The sequence below is a fragment of the Mesorhizobium sp. B2-5-13 genome, from assembly GCF_006440535.1.
Taxonomy (GTDB): Bacteria; Pseudomonadota; Alphaproteobacteria; order Rhizobiales; family Rhizobiaceae; genus Mesorhizobium; species Mesorhizobium salmacidum.
This window is the reverse complement of the sequence record NZ_VFUI01000014.1, coordinates 64066-82479: the sequence shown is the minus strand read 5'-3', so window position 1 is coordinate 82479 and position 18414 is coordinate 64066. Positions and strand designations below refer to the sequence as shown.

Here is an 18414-nt window from a genome sequence, read left to right as displayed (position 1 = left end):
AGCGAGGATCTGCCATGTCGACCGGACCGAACCGCATTCTCGATGAATTCGCCAAGTTGATGACCGATGCCGCCGGTGCCGCTCAAGGTGTGCGGCGCGAGGTGGAGACGGCCTTCAAGGGCCAAGCGGAACGCATCCTCAACTCCATGGATGTCGTGCAGCGCGAGGAGTTCGAGGCCGCGCGCGAGATGGCGGCCAAGGCGAGAGAAGAGAACGGCAGGCTCGCCGAGCGCATCGAGACGCTCGAGGCCAGGATCGCCGAACTGACCGGTCAGGCTACACCTGCGGCTCCGGCGAAGCCCAAGCCGAAAAAATAATTCGTTAAACTTTTCCACAAAGCACCAGCCTGAAAATCGCTTTGCCGTGAATCGCTTACCGGCATTGCGTGACTCTTTGTGGCAGGCACCTTTCCACATGCGAATGACGCAGTGCGAAAATTGGGCTGTTCACGCGACTCCCGATCAATAGACTGAATTTGTTGCATGATTCGGAGCAGGGGTCATGCGCCGGGCGGTGGGGTCCGGTCTGGGGTCTTTGCGTTGAGAAGTCCCGGCCGTCCGAGTTCTAGACAAGATTGTTCGTCGTGTGTGCCCCGCGGAGCGTGTGGCGCTCCCCCTGAACACAGGAAGCATTCCATGGAACTTCTCGAACTCGAATTTTCCCGCGAAATCCATCCGGTGGATGTGATCGAGCAGGTGGCCCACAACAATGACTGGTCCTTCGAACGGGCCGGCGACGACGAAATCTCGATCTCGGTTGCCGGCAGCTGGACCGACTATCACGTCTCCTTCTCGTGGATGGAGGATTTCGAGGCGCTGCACCTGGCCTGCGCCTTCGACATCAAGGTGCCGGAAACCCGCACGCTGGAAGTGATGCGGCTGTTGTCGCTGATCAACGAACAGATGCTGTTCGGCCATTTCGACCTCTGGGAGCAGGAAGGCGCGATCATGTTCCGCCAGTCGCTGCTCCTGGCCGGCGGGGTCGAACCATCGAGCCAGCAGGTCGAAGTGCTTTTGTCCTCGGCGCTGGAAGCCTGCGAGTGTTACTTCCAGGCTTTCCAGTTCGTCGTCTGGTCGGGAACCTCGGCCAAGGACGCGCTGGCCGGCGTGCTGTTCGAGACCTTCGGCAACGCCTGAGCAAGAAGCGTTCGACATGAGTTCCAGCAACGAGCGCAAGCCCGAGATCAGTTTTGCCGACTTCGATCGTGTCGACATCCGCGCCGGCACGATCGTCGAGGCTGAACCGTTTCCGGAGGCGCGCAAGCCGGCCTTCAGGCTGAAGATCGATTTCGGCGCCGAGATCGGCATCAAGAAGTCGTCGGCGCAGATCACCAAATATTATACGCCCGAGACTTTGATCGGCCGGCAGGTGTTAGCGGTGGTCAATTTCCCGCCGCGCCAGATCGGCCCGTTCATGTCGGAAGTGCTGACGCTCGGTTTCCCCGATGAAGAGGGCGCCGTCGTGTTGGGCGCCATCGAACGCAAGGTGCCGGACGGCGGGCGGCTATTCTGAAATAGCGGGCAGGAAGCCCCGGCAGACGCCATCACGGCGTCGCGGCCGATTGAATTGACGCGATAGCTGGAGGCCGAAACGCGCCGAGAATGGCTCCGACCGTTGCGGCTGAGAGCACAAGATGCAGGACGTCGGACGGCCACGCCAGTCCAAAATGCATCAGCACAAGGTTCAGGAAGGAAGGCGACGCCGCATCCGCCGGAATCAGGAGCAAACCTCCGACTCTGCGCGAATGGGCTTATGCTCGAGCCTACAACACTTGTCATGAACGCACCGCAGACTGCCACGATGGCTTCATCGCTACAATTGGCACCGGCCACACCACACCTAGCTAAAGCTCGCCCGCGGCGGCTCGGCTGTGTCGACCCTGTCAGGCCGCGATCGTGCGCTTCACGCCGAGCGCTTCCTCGACCGCGTCGAGAAACATTTCCGCGCTGGCCTTCCAACTGTAGCGCGTGGCGCGCTCGCGGGCTTGGTCGCGGCTGATGTCGAGCGCGGCAAGTGCCGCCTCGCGCAGGTCGTTCGAAACCGCGCCGCCAAAGCCGTCGCCAACGATGTCGATAGGCCCGGTCACCGGATAGGCGGCGACCGGCGTGCCGCTGGCCAGTGCCTCGATGATGACGTTGCCGAAGGTGTCGGTGCGGCTGGGGAAGACGAAGACATCGGCCGAGGCGTAGACTTCGGCCAGTTCGTCATTGGGACGATGGCCGAGAAAATGCGCCTGGGGATATTTGGCCTTGAGCTTGGCAAGCTCCGGACCTTCGCCGACGATCACCTTGCTGCCCGGCAGGTCGAGATCGAGGAAGGCGGAGAGGTTCTTTTCAATGGCCACGCGGCCGACGCACAGGAAAACCGGGCCGGGAAAGCCGAGGTCCTTGCGCTTGTCGGGCCGGAAATGCTCGGTGTCGACGCCGCGCGTCCAGGGCCTGAGCTTGTTGAAGCCGCGCGCCGTGAGATCGTCGGCGAGCGACTGGGTGGCGACAAGCGTGCCCTGGCCCGAATTGTGGAAATCGCGCAGCCAGCGATAGGTCCAGCTCTCGGGCACCGGCAGGCGGGCGCTGAGATACTCGGGAAAGCGGGTGTGATAGCTGGTGGTGAACGGCCGGCGGGCATTGCGGCAATAGCGCCGCGCCATGATGCCCAGCGGTCCCTCGGTGACGATGTGGATGTGGTCGGCCTTGTAGCCATCGATCAGGCGCGCGACATGGCCGGGCGTGGTCAGCGCCAGGCGGATGTCGGGGTAGGTCGGCAAGGGCAGGGTGCGAAAGATGTTCGGGGTCAGGAATTCGACCGCGGCGTCGAAGGATTTCAGGGTCTCGGTTAGCCGCTCCAGCGTGTGGACGACGCCGTTGACTTGCGGGCGCCAGGCGTCGGTGACCATCAATATGCGCATGGCGGCCCTTTGCTCCGGAGGTCGGCGGTTGCCTTGAAACGATGCCGGAACGGCGACCATGCGGCCGCCCTCGCTTCGCTCCAGCGCACCCTGACGGGCACGAGGTCGAAGTGAGGCGGCAAGGACGAATCAAGTGCGGTCGCGCGCTTCATGCGCACTCTTGACCATGGTTTCATGACGGGCGGATGAAGCAGACGGTGGTCCCGAAAAGTCGAAACCGGTTTTCAGGCAAGATCTTGCCCGGATAGTCAAATAGAAATCAGGCCGGAACCTTGATCACGACGCGCAGGCCGCCCATCGGACTGTCGTCGAGCGTGATGTCGCCGCCATGGCTGCGGGCGATGTCACGGGCGATCGACAGGCCGAGCCCGGTGCCGCTGGCGTCAAGGTTACGGGCCGCGTCGAGCCGCACGAAGGGCTTGAACACGTCTTCGCGCCTGTCGGTCGGAATACCTGGCCCATCATCGTCGATGGTGACCAGAAGCGAGCCGCGGCCATGGTTGGCGGCGACCTCCACGGTGCGGGCATAGCGGAAGGCATTGCCGATGATATTGGACAGCAGCCGCGCGAAGGCGTTCGGCCGCACATGCACGGTCGGATCGCCGGAAAGCGTCGTCGACAGTCTGCATTTGCGCAAGTTCGCTTCTTCGCCGAGCTTCTGGAAATAGGCTTCGAGATCGAAACGTCCCGGATCCTCCGACGCCTCGCCCTTGGCAAAGGCGAGATAGCCTTCCAGCATCGACTGCATGTCTTCGATGTCCTGGTCCAGCGCCGCCTTGGTCTCGGCCTTGCCGCCGGCCAGCGCCAGCTGCAGCTTGAAGCGGGTGAGGATGGTCCTGAGATCATGGCTGACACCGGTCAGCATGGCCGTGCGCTGCTCGATCTGACGCTCGATGCGCTCGCGCATCTGGATGAAGGCAAAGCCGGCGCGGCGCACCTCCTCGGCCCCGCGCGGGCGGAAATCGCGCGGCATCGGCCGGCCCTTGCCGAAGCTTTCGGCCGCCTCGGCAAGCGCCAGGATCGGCCGGATCTGGTTGCGCAGGAAAGGGATGGCGATCATCAGCAGCACCAGCGAGGTGCCGACCATCCAGATCAGGAAAATGTGCGTGTTGGAGGCATAGGCCTGGCTGCGGCGCACGAAGACGCGCAGCACCTTGTTCTCAAGCTGGACGCGCACCTCGACGATGTTGGAATTCCCGACCGTGTCGATCCAGAAGGGCCGGTTGATCTGGCGGGTGATTTCGGCGGAGAGAACATCGTCGAGGATCGAGAAGAACGGTTTTGGACCGGGCGGCGGCAGCGGATCGGGCGGCAGGAGGTCGACCTTCAGCTGCATGCGGTCCTGCGCGATGCGGATGATGTTGGCGTAGTCGCCGTCGTGCGGGTAGGTTTCGATCAGGTCGATGATGGCGGCGATGTCGCGCACGGTGGCCTGCGACAGGCGTTGCGTCACGGTTGCCCAGTGACGTTCCATGAAATCGAAGGCGACGACCGACTGCAAAAGGATCATCGGCGCGATGACGATGATCAGCGAGCGCGCATAGAGGCGCTTGGGCATGTAAAGCGAAACGAGGCGCCAGAACCGGTTCCAGCTGCGCGGCACCGCCTTGAGCGTCCGCGCGGCGCGTGCGCTCAAGCCGTCATTGTCCGGCTGTTCCAGTTCCGTGGTCGCCATTGGCTCTTTTCATCCGTCGGCGGTATTAGATCAGCATGACGTTTGGCTGAATCGTCATCCTGATCTAACTCTTTGTTGGAGCATAATCTTTTCCGAAAACCGGTTCGCACTTTTCGGGATCATGCTCTTGGGCTGCGGCCGGTATTCTATTCCACGCTGAGCCGATACCCAATACCGCGCACGGTCTGCAGCCAGACCGGGTTGGACGGATCGCGCTCGATCTTGCGGCGCAGCCGGTTGATCTGGACGTCGATGGTGCGCTCGCCGACTTCCGAATCGTCGCCGACCAGCTCGTGGCGAGGGATGGTTTCGCCGGCGCGCGCGGCGAAGATCGCCAGGATCTCCTGTTCACGGTCGGTCAGCTTCAGCGCCTCGCCGCCGCGCTTCAGTTCGCGCCTGGCGATCTGGAAGGTGTAGGGACCGAACACCAACTGTTCGACCTTGGGCGTCGCCGCCGGGCCGCCCCGGCGCAGGATGTTGTTGATGCGCAGGATCAGCTCGCGCGGATCGAAGGGTTTTGGCAGGTAGTCGTCGGCGCCGGCTTCGAGGCCCGAGATGCGGCTGTCGGTCTCCGACAAGGCGGTCAGCATCAGGATCGGCACGTTCTTCTCGGCGCGCAGCGCCTTGGTGAGATCGACGCCGCTTTCGCCCGGCATCATGACATCGAGCACAAGCAGGTCGAAGTCGAGGCCGGCGAGCTTGCGGCGGGCCTCGTCGGCATTGCCGGCGACGGTGACGCGGAAGCCGTTTTCGGTCAGATATTGCTTGAGAAGATTGCGGATACGGGTGTCGTCGTCGACCACGAGCAGATGCGGCGCATCGTCGTCCGGTGCGGCCGCCTGGTCGATCCTCTCAGTGCTCTCCATGGCTTTTCCCTGACATTTTTGCGGACCCAACGTCGATCTGAGCTCTCAGTTCCGGATTGACCATCGCTTCGAGGAAGCGTTCCACCAAGGTCCGTTCGGCGGCACCGCAATCTTCCAATGCAGCACGGATGCGGCGCGACTGTGGCCGCGCCAGCGCCAGCGCCAGCGCACGGCCCTTGGCCGTCGGATAGAGTTCACGTTGGCGGCGGTCGCGCGGGCCCTGCAACTGCACGACGTGATCGGTGTCGATCAATTGTTTGAGCACACGCGCCAGGCTCTGCTTGGTTATCTTCAGCACATCGAGCAGTTCGGCGACGGTCAGGCCCGGCCGGCGGTTGACGAAATGCAGCACGCGGTGGTGGGCGCGGCCGAAGCCGTAATCAGCCAGGATCTGGTCGGGATCGGAAGTGAAGTCCCGATAGGCGAAGAAGAAGAGTTCGATGATGGCGAAGTCGATGCCGTCCTCGCTGGTGATCGCGGTCCTGATCGGTTTTCCGGCAGGTGGGCTTTTATCCGTCATCATTTCTCCATCGGAACGGGAGATTATGTCAGTACTATTGACGTAATTTCCCTGCAATGGTAATTTTTGACAAGCTTTTGGGCGAATTGCGAACGAAAAGGCAAGGCAGGCCGGTTTTTCCGGAACTTCCTGAGTTTGCCAGAGCGCGATTATCCGCCTACGCTTCGAGACACCGGCCGGCGTCGCCAATCGCAATAGCGCGGCCAAAAAAAGAACACGCAACGATACTGAGATATGCGGACGGAGGTCCGCGGGAGGTTACCATGGCATCCGTTCCCTTCGATCAACTGGACGGCTTCATCTGGATGAATGGCGAGTTCGTTCCGTGGGGAGACGCCAAGATCCACGTTCTGACCCACGGCCTGCATTACGCCAGCGCGGTCTTCGAGGGCGAGCGTGCCTATGGCGGCGAGATCTTCAAGCTCAACGAGCATACGGAGCGCCTGCATGAATCGGCGCGCCTGCTCGGCTTCAAGATTCCCTATTCGGTGGCCGAGCTCAACGACGCCTCGACCACGCTCCTGAAGAAGCAGGGCTTCCAGGACGCCTACGTCAGGCCGATCGCCTGGCGCGGCAGCGAGCAGATGGGCGTTTCGGCGCAGAACAACCGCATCAATGTCGCTATCGCCATCTGGCAGTGGCCGAGCTATTTCGACCCGGCGCAGAAGCTGAAGGGCATCCGTCTCGATGTGGCGGAATGGCGCCGGCCCGACCCGCGCACGGCGCCGTCGCGGTCGAAGGCCGCCGGCCTCTACATGATCTGCACCATGTCCAAGCATGCCGCGGAGGCCAAGGGCTATGCCGACGCCATGATGCTCGACTGGCGGGGCCAGGTCGCGGAAGCGACCGGCGCCAACATCTTCTTCGTCAAGGACGGCAAGATCCACACGCCCAAGCCCGACTGCTTCCTCGACGGCATCACCCGTCGCACGGTCATTGGCCTGGCCAGGGATCGCGGCCTGGAGATCATCGAACGCGCCATCCTGCCGGAAGAACTGGAAGGGTTCGAGCAGTGCTTCCTGACCGGAACGGCAGCGGAAGTAACCCCGGTTTCGGAGATCGGCCCTTACCGATTCGAAGTCGGCGAGATCGCCAAGAATCTCATGAACGACTATTCTATCGCCGTTCAACCCAAGCATGCCATCGCCGCAGAATAACGATAGTCACAGCTTTTCGGGCAAGCAGGGGCGGTTTTCGGGCCGCCCCTTTTATTTCAGCGTTTGTGCATTTGACTTTCATCGAATTCGGCGTCTCTCATGATGCTGTCGGCCCGGGAGGCTGACAGCTATGGAGGGACTAATCATATGGACATGAACACGCTTCTTCCGATCATCATTCAGATCATTGCAGGCATTATCGGTGGTCAGGCGGTCGGGGCGGCGATCAAGACGGCGGCGATGGGTCAGCTTCCCAAAATCCTGGGCGGAGCCATCGGCGGTGTCGGCGGCGCGGCGATCCTCGGCAGCCTGCTCGGCCACGGCGTCGATCCGGCGGCGGCCGCGGCGGCGACCGGCGGCCTGGGCAGCGCGCTCAACCTGCAGAACATCGTCGGTGGCGCCGGCGGCGGCGCGATCCTGACCGGCATTCTGGGCGCGGTCATGGGCGCCATGAAGAAATAAGCCTGCCAATCTCGGGCTGGCAAATGGGCGGCTTCGGCCGCCCATTTCTTTTTGGACACGCACTGTTTGACCTTCCGGCTGTGGACGGTTTTGACCGATGTCTCTACATGATCGCTGACACAGCGAAAGGACGATCATGGGTCAGCTCAATGCCGGCATCGTGCCGGTCACACCGTTCCAGCAGAACTGCACCATCCTGTTCGACATGGATGACAAGCACGGCGTGGTGGTCGATCCCGGCGGCGACATCGACAAGGTGCTGGGGGTGTTGAAGGACAATGCGATCACGGCCGAGGCGATCTGGATCACGCACGGCCATATCGACCATGCCGGCGGCGCCATGGAGTTGAAGGAAGCACTCGGCATCGAGATCATCGGCCCGCATGAGGCCGACAAGATGCTGCTCGACAATCTGGAGAACCAGGGCAGGCGCTACGGTATCGGCGGTGTGCGCAATTGCGTGCCCGATCGGTTTCTTACAGAAGGCGAGACGGTGTCATTTGGCGGCCATGTGTTCGAGGTGCTGCATTGCCCCGGCCATGCGCCTGGCCATGTCGTCTACTACAACCGCGCCGCCAAATTCACCCATGTCGGCGACGTCCTGTTTCGCGGCTCGGTCGGCCGCACCGACCTGCCGGGCGGCGACCACGCGGCACTCATCGCCTCGATCAAGGACAAGCTGTTGCCGCTTGGCGATGACATCGGCTTCATTTGCGGTCACGGTCCCGGCGGGCGCTTCGGCGAGGAACGGCGAACCAATCCGTTTTTGACCTGAATGAGATCTGGACCGGCTCCGGGTTCGAAAGCCTACAGCATGTCGCGGCGAACAGGATTGCCGACCTGCTGTAAACTTCTGATTATGCATGTCGTTATCCCGGAACCGAGGACACTTCCGGGCGACATGCATTAGCAAGCCGATAGCAAAAAGCGCCGGCCTTGCGGTCAGCGCTTTTTTATTTGGGGCAGGGAAGCCTCAGTTGGCGGTGCAGAAATGCTGTTCGCCGTCACTGCCGGTGAAGGTGCCGGTCCGGGAATTGAAGCTGCGGTAGCGGTCCGAGCAGTACTCGTACCAGCCGCGCGTCCACGGTTCGGCATAGCGGTCGGCATAGACCACCTGCGGTTCCACGTAGTAGCGGCGCACCGGGGCCGGGCGTATCCGCACGTCACGATCGTAATAGCCGTCATCGTAATAACGGTCGGAATCGGGCGGCGGCCGGTCATTGGCCAACGCGCCACCGATCAGCGCGCCGGCGGCAAGGCCGAGAACGCCGGCCGCGACAGCATCGCCATGGCCATGGCCGTGATGGTGCCAACGGCGCCAGTCATCGGCATTGGCCGCCGAAAAGGTCCCCAGCGTGGTGGCGACCACGGCGGCGGACAGTACGGCTGTCTTGAAAATTCGGTTCATCTTGGTCTCCTTCGTGCCGGGCCGTGCAGTTTTGCAGGGGATGCGGTCCGGCTTTACGAATGATTAATATGGGACCGTGGCTGAACGGGGGCTGAACGAAAATTTGACCGCACGCCTTGTTTCTCGACATCAAACCCGCGCCTACGGGGCGCTGACCAGACCTGCCGGAGCCGGCGTCGGTGCGAAGCCGGCTCAGCCGACCGACAGGTTGACGGCCTTGGGTCCCTTGCCGCGCTTGTCCGGCTCGGTGTCGAATGTCACTTTCTGCCCATCTTCGAGACCGGGAAGACCCGACGCCTGCACGGCCGAAATATGGACGAAGACATCCTTCGCGCCATCATCCGGTGTGATGAAGCCGAAGCCTTTGGCATGGTTGAAGAATTTGACGGTGCCGGTCTGCGGCATGGGAAGCTCCTTTGATCCCATAAACTCCAGTCTCGGGCCGGCAAATGCCCGAATGGAAATTTGTCCTTTATTTTAGCGCCATCGGCAAGTGAAAGTTTTCCGGGCACTTAAAGCACGTCGTGCTTTAAGTGCTTGTTATGACGCGTGTCATTGGCCCGGACCGGATGAACTTCCAGATGACATGCGTTTATGCTGCGCCACGGACATGAAAAAGGCGCGACGAAAACCGCCGCGCCTTTCAAAAATCTGTCTGCCTGGCCCAGGTGCTGATCAAGCTGCTCGATCGCGCATCCGCCTGGGATGTGCGGCGCCGATCGCTCAGGCTGCGCGCAGGTTGACCGCCTTCGGGCCCTTGCCCATGCGGTCCGGCTCGACGTCGAAGGTGACCTTCTGGCCGTCGACCAGCGTGCGTAGGCCCGAGGCCTCGATCGCTGAAATGTGGACGAACACGTCCTTGGCGCCGCCGTCGGGCGTGATGAAACCGAAGCCTTTGGTCGCATTGAAGAATTTAACGGTGCCGGTCTGGGCCATTGGGGAAACTCCTTCACCCGTTCAGTCTTGGTGGTCCTGCCCGCCACCTGGCGTCGAGGGCAGTTCCCGGTGGTTGCTTCGGCAGTCATGCATTGGCGCATGTCAAAACCCCCCGCCGAAAAACGGGGCCGTCAGAGATTCACAGTATCGGGGAAAGGTCGTCCAAAACGTTCCGCTCTCCGGGTCGCAAATGCCCGAACACAGAATTTATCGCACGGAAACGTGAACGTTGCAAGATAGCGCCGCGGGCCGCCGCCACGAGCGCATCCGACGCAAAAAAATCGACCGATCAGGGCGTCGACCGGCTGCAAATAGACTTCGTTGCCCGAGGGGTCATCGGCCCACGGCCGTGGTCATATATAGGCCACAAGTGATGATTGCCGGCAACGCGCGGCGAGGCCTCACTGATCCCGGTCATTTCCCGACAGAGGCCGCGAACGGGGTTGCAATTGGCAATGCAATAGCGAGGATCATGCCATAGGCGACTGATTTAAATCTTGTTTTGATCGATATCATTGTCAGCGAACCGCCAAGCAGTTTTGAGCGGTATTGACCGAGACGGGGATCGAGGGAGAGACGATCATGAGGTTTCTTGCGGCAATCTTCTCACGGCAGGGTTTTACCATCCTGTTCCTATCGGCAATTCTCGCCGCCTGTACGGTCGTCGTCGATGAAGGACCGGGGCCGCGCCCGCCGCGCCCTGATCCGCAATTCTGCACCAAGCAGTACGAGCCGGTCTGCGCCCGGCGCGGCGCAGATCGCCAGACCTTCGCCAATGCCTGCCTTGCCGATCGGGCGGGTTACCGCATCGTGCGCGACAGCCCCTGCCGCGACGGCGGTGGTGGTGGCGGCGAGCAGACGTTCTGCACCCGCGAATACGCGCCGGTGTGCGCCCGCCGGCATGGCGAGATGCGCACCTTCCCCAACGCCTGCGAGGCCCGTGCCTCGGACTACCACATTGTCGGCAACGGGCCGTGCTGAGATTCTGCCCTCCCGCAAGAAGGGAAGGCAAGGCGGCGCATTATTTTTCCACGCCAACATAAGCTTTGCTCTTGAGCAGGCCGGCCAGATGAGCAGCGTTCGAGGCCGCCATTTCGATGGCTTCGCTGACCTTGTCGGGGGCTTTCGGCAGGTCGACGTAATTGACGTCATGCATGGCTTCACCGACCCAGTAGACGCCGCCATTGGCGGGGATGGTGAAGCCGACATCGTTCAGCGCCTGGAAGCACTCCGCGTGGCAGTGATGCGCGCCGTCCTCGTTGCCGACGATCGCCACCAGGGCCACCTTGCCGGCGGCCGGCATGCGGCCCTTGTCGTCGGTTTCCTCGAGAAAGGCGTCCATCCGCTCCATGATGCGCTTGGCGACGCTCGATGGTTGGCCCAACCAGATCGGCAAGCCGAGAATGAAGATATCGGCGGCGAGGATCTTTTCGCGCAGGCCAGGCCAGTTGTCGCCCTTGCCCATGTCGGAGAGCACGCCAGGCTTGATGTCATGATCGAGCGCGCGCACGACCTCGCCTTCCACGCCATGCGGTTTGAGCGCCGCGAGCAGATCGGCTATCAACTTGTCGGTTGACGATTTCTCCCTGTCGTCCGAGGCTTTCAGCGAGCAATTGATGGAGAAGGCGGTAAGGGACATTGGGCAACTCCTGTTTGGCCGCGCAGGCTCAACGTCGCGACCGGCTTGTGGTTGCGCGTACCTTGCTGTGGCTCCCGGCCGTTCGGCCGCGCCCACATCTTGAATCTCTCCTCGGCATGGCTTAGGTCCCGCGGGGCGTAGAAACACGGCAGGTGTCCCATCAACAGAGATCAGAGAAGAGCGGCGGGTGCGGGAGCCAAATCTGGCGCGGCCAAATCTGGCGCGGGAGGCCAGCCGCCGCTGGGCCTCGACCAGTATGTGCAGCAGGCGCTGCAACTGCACCAGGCCGGGCACCGGCAAGAGGCCGAAGCGATCTACCGGCAGGTGCTGGCGCGTCAGCCCAAACATGCGGCCGCAGCGCATTTCCTGGGGTTGCTGTTGCACCAGACCGGGCGCAGCGAAGAAGGGATGGATTTCCTGGAACAGTCGGTTCAGCTGCAGCCGACGAATCCCGACTTCCTCAACAATCTCGGCACCGTGATGCGCGATCTGGGGCGTGTCACGGCGGCTATCGATTTCTTCCGCGGCGCGGTTGATCTGCGGCCGGAGCAGCTTGCGGCGCGCGACAATCTCGGCTCGTCGCTGAAGCAGATCGGCCGGTTCGAGGAGGCCGAGGACATCTATCGCGGCACGGTGCAGCGCAACCCATTCCACGTGCGCGCGCGGATCGGCCTTGCCGAAACCCTGCAGGAAGCCGGACGCCTCGACGAGGCGCTGGCTGTTTTCCAAGAGGCACTGACCATCCGGCCTAGGGATGCCGACCTGCTGCACGGACTGGGCGTCGGGCTGATGGAGAAGGGCAAGCTCGACGAGGCGGCCGACCTGTTCCGGCAGGCGGTGGCGATCCAGCCCGCCATGGCCCGCGCGTGGCTGATGCTGACGCAGGTCAAGCGCCAGAAGGAGCGCGATGCCGAATTGGCCGGCATGGAGGCGCAGCACGCCAAGGCGCCTCAGGACAGCCTGGCACGCATGCAACTGTCGTTTGGCCTCGGCAAGGCCAATGATGATCTGAAGGATTATGGCAAGGCTTTCGACTACTTCGCCGAGGGCAATGCCATCCGCCGTAAGGGCATCGACTATGATCCGGTGAAGACACGTGCCGAATTCGAGGCGATGAAGACGGTGTTCGATGCCGGCTTCTTCGAAAAGCACAGACCGAGCCCGATCACCGACGATGCGCCGATCTTCGTCGTCGGCATGCCGCGTTCGGGTACGACGCTCGTCGAACAGATCATCGCCAGCCACGCCCAAGTCTACGGCGCGGGCGAGCTCGGCATCTTGAAGACGGCGGTCGGCAGGCAGTTCCCGTCGAACATGCCGGGCGGGTTCCCCTGGGGCGTGGCCGACACGGACGATGCGGATTTCGCCGAGGCGGGGCAGGCCTATCTCGACATGCTCCATGCCCGCTATCCGCATATGCGCCACGTCACCGACAAGATGCCGGGCAACTTCCTGCTCGTCGGCTTCATCCACATGATGCTGCCGAAGGCAAAAATCATCCACTGCGCCCGCGATGCGGCGGCGACATGCCTGTCGATCTACAAGGTGCATTTCCGCGGCGACAGCCACCGCTATGGCTATGACCTCGGCGAGCTCGCCGATTTCCACAATCTCTATACCGATATCATGGCGCACTGGCACAAGGTGCTGCCCGGCGTCGTGCACGATGTGCGCTACGAGGATTTCGTCGCCGACCAGGACGGGCAGAGCCGGGCGCTGATCGACTATCTAGGCCTGCCATGGGAGGATGCCGTGCTGTCGTTCCACCAGACCGACAGGCCGGTGCGCACGGCATCCGCCGCGCAGGTGCGCCAGCCGATGTACCAGGGCTCGGTCGATCTGTGGAAGCGCTATGGCGACAGGCTGAAGCCGCTGCTCGACAAGCTAGATCGATATTGAGGTGAGGCCGGCCCGCGAACGGTGGTTGCCTGCGCTTCCGGTACTCACGTACTCAAACGTACGCTCCGTTCCGGTTCTCGGAAACCATCGTTCTCGACTCGGCCTGACCTCAATCTCGACCTAGCTTGGCGTCAAAGCTCCATGAAGGGCTGGAAGCCGCCGAAGATCATGCGCTTGGCATCGAAGGGCATGGTTCCCCAATCGGGTTTCAGGCGCGGGTCGGCCATCACCTTGGCCATCACAGCATCGCGATCCTGCCTGGATTTGTAGACGGCCCAGGAGAAAACGACGATCTCGTCGTCCTTGGCCTGAACGGCGCGCGGAAACGAGGTCAGCTCGCCATAGGGCACATCGTCGCCGATACATTCGACATAGGCGAGCGCGCCGTGTTCCATCCATATGGGGCCATCGAGATTTGCCTTCGGCACGGCAAGCACGAAGCCATCGACATAGGACATGGCGGTCTCCTCTTTGCTAGAAATAGGCGCCGGATCGGCGGGGATGCGATCCGGCGCGGTTGGGCGCATCCCTCTCGGCGAGGGCGCGCACGCTAAAGCTTATTCCGTCGGTGCGTTCATTGCCCAGGCGACGCCGAAGGGGTCCTTCACCTGGCCCCATCGGTCGCCCCAGAACATCACCTGCAGCGGCGTGACGATCTCGCAACCGGCGTCGACAGCGCGCTTCCACCAGGCGTCGATATCATCCTTGCCGAGATGGAGCTGCAACGTATAGCCCTGCGCCGCCTGGTGCGGATGGCCGTGTTCCGGATAGGCGTCGCCGAGCATCAGCGTCGAGCCGTTGATGTAGAGATGGATATGCATGGTGCGGCCTTTTTCATCCGCCGGATAGGCAAAGACTTCCTCGGCCCCGAAAGCCTTCTTGTAGAACTCGGCGGCCTTGTTGGCGCCGTCGACCTGCAGATAGGGGGTCAATCCGCCAAGCACTTTTGGCCGGGGTGGGGTCTGGTCGGTCATTGCATGTTCCTCTTCACGTTGGATTGGCCTTGCGGACCATAGGACGGACGAGAGGACGCCAATCCTACAGGGTCGCGAAAATTTTTGGCCTGATATTATCGGGCAACCGGCCGGCTGTTGAGACCGGCGTACAGGCCGTGGTCATATGACCTTGGCCGAGGACGTGGCCGCGCGACGGCTGTCGCGGGCATCGAAGATTTCCGGAAAACCGATATCCTTGCGCAGTTCGGCCGGCAGCGACAGCAGGATGCGTTCGCTGCGGTGACGGGCGCGCGCCGCGGCATACCGGGTTGCGATGCGGCCGATGGATGACAGGACGGACATGACGACTTCTCCCTGGGTTGGCGCCGGCATCATCGTGTCGGCATCCCAAGGACGGGGCAGCAACGGGCGATCCGACAGATTGCCGAATCTTTTTAGCGGCCTCTGTTATCGGCAATGCGCTGACTTCAGGCAGCAGTCTCCAATCGTTCGATCGTTTCAAGATCGGCTCTCTTGGCCTTCGCCTCGACGGCGAGGTCATAGCTTGCCTGCATGTTCATCCAGAACTGCGGCGTGGTGCCAAAAAACTTCGCAAGGCGCAATGCCGTATCAGGCGTTACCGGTGTCGTCTCGCTAGCCAGGCGCTCGATGCGGGTGCGCGGCACATGGAGCTTTTTGGCCAGCGTGTAAGACTTCAGACCAAGCGGTAGAAGATACTCTTCGCGGAGAATTTCTCCTGGATGGATAGGCGGGTTGATATCAAGCATTTGGGACCTGCCTTTCAATGGTAGTCGGTTATTTCAACATCTTCTGCTTGCCCATCCACCCAGCGAAAGCAGATGCGAAACTGATCGTTGATGCGGATCGAATGCTGACCGGCGCGGTTGCCTTTCAAGGGCTCAAGCCTGTTGCCGGGAGGCGTCTTGAGATCTGACAGTTCGACGGCATTGTCGATCATGTAGAGCTTTCGTTGGGCTGATCGTACAAGATCCGAAGGGAAGCCCTTTGGAGTCTTGCCGTTCGAAACGGCTTCGCTGGTCTTGTCCTTGAATGAGCGTATCATCCCCGGGTTCCGCTGGACGTACCATGGCATGATACGTTCCGGAAATCAAGAGGGCGCCTCATGAATGAGGCCAAGGTCCGGCCTGGCGACGACAGGCCGGACTTCATCGGCATGAATCAGTCCCGCCGCTCAGCCGGTTCCCTCGGCCACCTCGCGGAAGAAATTCTCCGGATCCTCGACCTCGGTCAGCTTTCGCTTCTCGATCAGCCAGAAGCGGTTGCCGACAGCACGGATGAAGGAACGGTCGTGTGAGGCGAGCAGGCAGCTTGCCTGGTGCTTCAGCAACTCCTCCTCCAGCGCTTCCTGGCCGTCTATGTCGAGATGGTTGGTCGGCTCGTCGAGCAGATAGAAGCTGGGATTGGCGAGTCTCAGCGCCAGCATCATCAGCCGCGCCTTCTGGCCGCCCGACAGCACACCGATCCTGCGTTCCTGCATCTCGATGACCACGCCGGCGCCGGCAAGCAGCGAGCGGGCGCGCTGTTCTCCGACATCGTAGCGGCGCGAGACCATCGCCAGCGGCGTATCGTCGCCGCTGATTCCGGACAGCGCCTGGTCGCTGTAGCCGAGCACGGTCGACGGCGTCACCTTCACATTCCGCACCGTGTCCGGCTCGAGAATGGCGTTGCGGATCAAGGTGACGAAGCGCGACTTGCCGACGCCGTTGCGGCCGAGCAGCACGATGCGATCGCCCTGGCAGATGTGGCGATTGCCGGTCCTGAACAGCAGCGTGCCGTCCGGTGTCTCGACCGCCGCGTCGTCGAGCGTGATCAGCACCTTGGCGTGCGTGCCGCGATTGGCGAGTTTGATCGCCCCCGCCGATTTCTCGCGATGCGCCGGATTGGCGGCCTCTTCGAGCTTTTCCGCGCGCTGGTTGAGCTGTTTGGTCTTGACGGTCAGCAGGTCGCTGCCGGAATTGATGCCGATGTTGTTGAGCTTGGCCGCCTGCCGGCGCAATTGCTGGGCCACCTTCATGTCGCGCTGGAACTTTCGCTCAGTCGAGGCGTCGACCTCGTCCAGCGCATCCCTGGCCCGCGAATAGGGGAGAGAAAACACCGGCGACTGTTCCGGGCGCAGGAACAGCGTCCGGTTGGTGGCGGCGTCGAGGAAGGCTCGGTCATGGCTGGCGATGATGACCGGCACCTCGCGCGGCAGCGCGTTGAGCCAAGTTTCCAACTGGCTGATGCGGGCGAGGTCGAGATGGTTGGTAGGCTCGTCGAGCAACAGCACGTCGGGATCGGTGACCCAGACGCGGGCGATCAGCGCCAGCCGTTGCCAGCCGCCGCTCAGCGCCTGCATCTCTCGCTCGCGCATTGGTTCGGGCACGTCAAGCGAATCGAGAACGATATCGACGCGCCACATCTCGCTGTCGGCCTGCTCCGGCGGCAAGGCATCCGCCACCACCTGATAAAAGGTGCGGCCAAGCAGGGCAGGGGCAACGGACTGCTCGACATGGCCGACACGCAGGCCGCGCGTGCGGGTGATGTCGCCCGTCGTCGGCTCCAGCTCGCCGGTCAGGCATTTCAGCAAGGTCGACTTGCCGCGGCCGTTGGTGGCGACGATGCCGAGCCGGTCGCCAGTGCCGATGCTGAGGTCGAGATTGGAAAAGAGCGGCGCACTCATGGTAACGCCGAGGGATTTGAGGCTGATCAGGGCCATGTTCGATTTCTCTGGTCTGTCCGGAAAATCCGGCTCGATGCACTTTGACGGTGCGCATGCCGGTCATCAGGCCAGGCGTTGCGGCACCACGAAGGGCAGACCAAAAAATCGAGGCGGGAAAAAACCCGGACCGTCCCTGGTCAGCCCTGCAAGCAAGCTCGCAGGGCGGAAATCGGGCCACGCTGACGATGGTGATCGAAAAACACGTTAGCCCTCCTTTCAAGACGTTCGAGTATGGGGACCGGTTACACCAAAGGCGGGGCCGATGGCAAGGGCAAGGCTTCCAACCGGCGGGGAAACGGGTCCAGCACCAGCACGCAGCCGGCGATGATCGCCACCGCGCGCCGAAGCACTGGATGACGGTCAGCGACTCGCCAAGCAGCATCGTGCCGATCAGCACTGCGATCGTGGTCACGGCGAATTCGACGCTGATGGTCCTGGTCGCGCCGATGCTGGCCACCAGCCTGAAATACACGACATAGGTCAATGCGCTCATCACGCAGGCCAGTATCGCCAGATAGAGGAAGTCGACAGGGCGCGGCACTGCCGGCACCGGCACGGCGAGCAGCAGCGGCAGCGTCATCAGGCCGCCAAACAGGAAGGCGGCGCTGGTGAGTTCCAGTGAGCCGGCCGACCGCAAATGGCGATTGGCGTAGTTGCTGCCGAACGCCGCCGAGAAGGAACTGAACAGCGAGGCGGCACAGCCGACCGCAAAGGAAGCGGTGACCGGAACCGCGGGGAAACCGACCAGGACGATGATGCCGGCAGCGCCGAGCAGCAACCCGCCAAGGCCGCGAACAGTGATGCGCTCGAGCCCCCAGAGCTGGCCGATGATCATCGAGAACAGCGGGATCGCGGCAACCAGGATGGCCGCCATCGCCGTGCCGATGCGCGGCGTGGCATAGGACAGACCGATCAGCTGCGCCGCGACCGTCGTTGCGCCGACCATGGCGAAGTGCCGCCAGCCGGCGCTGAAATCCAGCCGTCGCCGCGTGGCGGCTGCAAGCAGAACGAGCGTGATGCCGGCGATCAGCGCGCGCAAGGTGACCGCGCCGACCCAGCCAAAGGCATGCACCACCTTGAGCAGCACCAGGAAGGATAGCCCCCAGGTGACAGCCAGGAAGACGTAGGCGGCGATGTCTCTGGGTTTCATGGGGGAGTTGGCTGATGGTTTTCGGAGCGAAAGAGCTGAATTGCAAGGCCCCGTATAGGTTCATCCCACGACTGGCAAGGTGGCAAGAAGAGCTGATCCATGTTGGAGGACAGAGGGGG

Annotated in this window: 22 protein-coding genes and 2 pseudogenes; 9 read left to right on the top strand and 15 right to left on the bottom strand. The window is 62.4% G+C overall.

Going from position 1 to position 18414, the window contains the following annotated elements; all coding sequences use genetic code 11:
- Window positions 1–14: 14 nt before the first annotated feature.
- The 4 genes and pseudogenes from FJ434_RS21425 to FJ434_RS21405 form a co-directional block, all read left to right on the top strand.
- The gene (locus tag FJ434_RS21425; protein WP_027143348.1) at window positions 15–317 is read left to right on the top strand and encodes an accessory factor UbiK family protein; all 303 of its coding nucleotides are present in this window, start codon (window positions 15–17) and stop codon (window positions 315–317) included.
- A gap of 318 nt (window positions 318–635) precedes the next feature.
- Window positions 636–1136, top strand: a complete 501-nt coding sequence (locus tag FJ434_RS21420) for a YbjN domain-containing protein (protein ID WP_027143347.1) — start codon at window positions 636–638, stop codon at window positions 1134–1136.
- Between the two features lie 16 nt (window positions 1137–1152).
- Entirely contained in the window at window positions 1153–1512 is a 360-nt protein-coding gene (locus FJ434_RS21415; protein ID WP_140751085.1) for a tRNA-binding protein, read from the top strand.
- A gap of 224 nt (window positions 1513–1736) precedes the next feature.
- A pseudogene (locus FJ434_RS21405) lies at window positions 1737–1834 on the top strand (IS481 family transposase); the annotation flags it as partial.
- A gap of 48 nt (window positions 1835–1882) precedes the next feature.
- On the opposite strand, the gene FJ434_RS21400 reads toward FJ434_RS21405, so the two are convergent.
- The 4 genes from FJ434_RS21400 to FJ434_RS21385 form a co-directional block, all read right to left on the bottom strand.
- Entirely contained in the window at window positions 1883–2905 is a 1023-nt protein-coding gene (locus tag FJ434_RS21400) for a glycosyltransferase family 1 protein (RefSeq protein WP_140751087.1), read from the bottom strand.
- 259 nt (window positions 2906–3164) lie between these two features.
- Window positions 3165–4580, bottom strand: a complete 1416-nt coding sequence (locus tag FJ434_RS21395) for an ATP-binding protein (protein WP_140751089.1) — start codon at window positions 4578–4580, stop codon at window positions 3165–3167.
- Window positions 4581–4726: 146 nt separating this feature from the next.
- Window positions 4727–5446: a response regulator transcription factor gene (locus FJ434_RS21390; RefSeq protein ID WP_140504947.1), complete on the bottom strand. Its 720-nt coding sequence runs from the start codon at window positions 5444–5446 to the stop codon at window positions 4727–4729.
- Window positions 5433–5966, bottom strand: a complete 534-nt coding sequence (locus FJ434_RS21385; protein ID WP_181166050.1) for a MarR family transcriptional regulator — start codon at window positions 5964–5966, stop codon at window positions 5433–5435. The genes FJ434_RS21390 and FJ434_RS21385 overlap by 14 nt, the downstream gene beginning before the upstream one ends.
- Before the next feature lie 263 nt (window positions 5967–6229).
- Between FJ434_RS21385 and FJ434_RS21380 the strand changes: the two genes are divergently transcribed.
- The 3 genes from FJ434_RS21380 (at window position 6230) to FJ434_RS21370 (ending at window position 8360) form a co-directional block, all read left to right on the top strand.
- Window positions 6230–7123: a branched-chain amino acid aminotransferase gene (locus FJ434_RS21380; protein ID WP_140751091.1), complete on the top strand. Its 894-nt coding sequence runs from the start codon at window positions 6230–6232 to the stop codon at window positions 7121–7123.
- 147 nt (window positions 7124–7270) lie between these two features.
- Window positions 7271–7585 carry a hypothetical protein gene (locus FJ434_RS21375; protein WP_140504950.1) on the top strand — a complete coding sequence of 105 codons (315 nt, stop codon included), beginning with the start codon at window positions 7271–7273 and terminating at the stop codon, window positions 7583–7585.
- 136 nt (window positions 7586–7721) lie between these two features.
- Complete coding sequence (locus FJ434_RS21370) at window positions 7722–8360, top strand: MBL fold metallo-hydrolase (RefSeq protein WP_140751093.1); 639 nt, start codon at window positions 7722–7724, stop codon at window positions 8358–8360.
- 198 nt (window positions 8361–8558) lie between these two features.
- Here the strand turns inward: FJ434_RS21370 and FJ434_RS21365 are convergent, their stop codons facing one another.
- From FJ434_RS21365 to FJ434_RS21355, 3 genes are all read right to left on the bottom strand, one after another.
- Complete coding sequence (locus FJ434_RS21365; RefSeq protein WP_140712449.1) at window positions 8559–8993, bottom strand: BA14K family protein; 435 nt, start codon at window positions 8991–8993, stop codon at window positions 8559–8561.
- Window positions 8994–9185: 192 nt separating this feature from the next.
- Window positions 9186–9398: a cold-shock protein gene (locus FJ434_RS21360; protein WP_008877668.1), complete on the bottom strand. Its 213-nt coding sequence runs from the start codon at window positions 9396–9398 to the stop codon at window positions 9186–9188.
- A 318-nt stretch (window positions 9399–9716) separates the two neighbouring features.
- Window positions 9717–9929, bottom strand: a complete 213-nt coding sequence (locus FJ434_RS21355) for a cold-shock protein (protein WP_006202520.1) — start codon at window positions 9927–9929, stop codon at window positions 9717–9719.
- Between the two features lie 582 nt (window positions 9930–10511).
- Between FJ434_RS21355 and FJ434_RS21350 the strand changes: the two genes are divergently transcribed.
- Complete coding sequence (locus FJ434_RS21350; protein ID WP_140504955.1) at window positions 10512–10910, top strand: Kazal-type serine protease inhibitor domain-containing protein; 399 nt, start codon at window positions 10512–10514, stop codon at window positions 10908–10910.
- A 40-nt stretch (window positions 10911–10950) separates the two neighbouring features.
- On the opposite strand, the gene FJ434_RS21345 is transcribed toward FJ434_RS21350, so the two are convergent.
- Complete coding sequence (locus tag FJ434_RS21345; RefSeq protein ID WP_140751095.1) at window positions 10951–11568, bottom strand: NAD(P)H-dependent oxidoreductase; 618 nt, start codon at window positions 11566–11568, stop codon at window positions 10951–10953.
- Between the two features lie 258 nt (window positions 11569–11826).
- Here FJ434_RS21345 and FJ434_RS21340 point away from each other — a divergent pair, with 258 nt between their 5' ends.
- The gene (locus FJ434_RS21340) at window positions 11827–13467 is read left to right on the top strand and encodes a tetratricopeptide repeat-containing sulfotransferase family protein (RefSeq protein ID WP_140751097.1); all 1641 of its coding nucleotides are present in this window, start codon (window positions 11827–11829) and stop codon (window positions 13465–13467) included.
- Window positions 13468–13598: 131 nt separating this feature from the next.
- Here the strand turns inward: FJ434_RS21340 and FJ434_RS21335 are convergent, their stop codons facing one another.
- From FJ434_RS21335 to FJ434_RS21305, 7 genes and pseudogenes are all read right to left on the bottom strand, one after another.
- Window positions 13599–13925 (bottom strand): DUF1428 family protein, encoded by a 327-nt coding sequence (locus tag FJ434_RS21335; RefSeq protein ID WP_140751099.1) that lies wholly within the window; start codon window positions 13923–13925, stop codon window positions 13599–13601.
- Window positions 13926–14024: 99 nt separating this feature from the next.
- Window positions 14025–14441, bottom strand: a complete 417-nt coding sequence (locus FJ434_RS21330; protein ID WP_027143331.1) for a glyoxalase/bleomycin resistance/extradiol dioxygenase family protein — start codon at window positions 14439–14441, stop codon at window positions 14025–14027.
- A 141-nt stretch (window positions 14442–14582) separates the two neighbouring features.
- Window positions 14583–14765 carry a hypothetical protein gene (locus tag FJ434_RS21325; protein ID WP_023770253.1) on the bottom strand — a complete coding sequence of 61 codons (183 nt, stop codon included), beginning with the start codon at window positions 14763–14765 and terminating at the stop codon, window positions 14583–14585.
- A gap of 125 nt (window positions 14766–14890) precedes the next feature.
- Window positions 14891–15190: a HigA family addiction module antitoxin gene (locus FJ434_RS21320; protein ID WP_140504964.1), complete on the bottom strand. Its 300-nt coding sequence runs from the start codon at window positions 15188–15190 to the stop codon at window positions 14891–14893.
- Between the two features lie 14 nt (window positions 15191–15204).
- A complete protein-coding gene (locus FJ434_RS21315) occupies window positions 15205–15486 on the bottom strand; it encodes a type II toxin-antitoxin system RelE/ParE family toxin (protein WP_140712812.1) in 282 nt (93 codons plus the stop codon).
- A gap of 129 nt (window positions 15487–15615) precedes the next feature.
- Window positions 15616–17142 (bottom strand): ABC-F family ATP-binding cassette domain-containing protein, encoded by a 1527-nt coding sequence (locus tag FJ434_RS21310; RefSeq protein ID WP_140751101.1) that lies wholly within the window; start codon window positions 17140–17142, stop codon window positions 15616–15618.
- 245 nt (window positions 17143–17387) lie between these two features.
- Window positions 17388–18295: pseudogene (locus FJ434_RS21305) on the bottom strand (DMT family transporter).
- Window positions 18296–18414 lie beyond the last annotated feature (119 nt).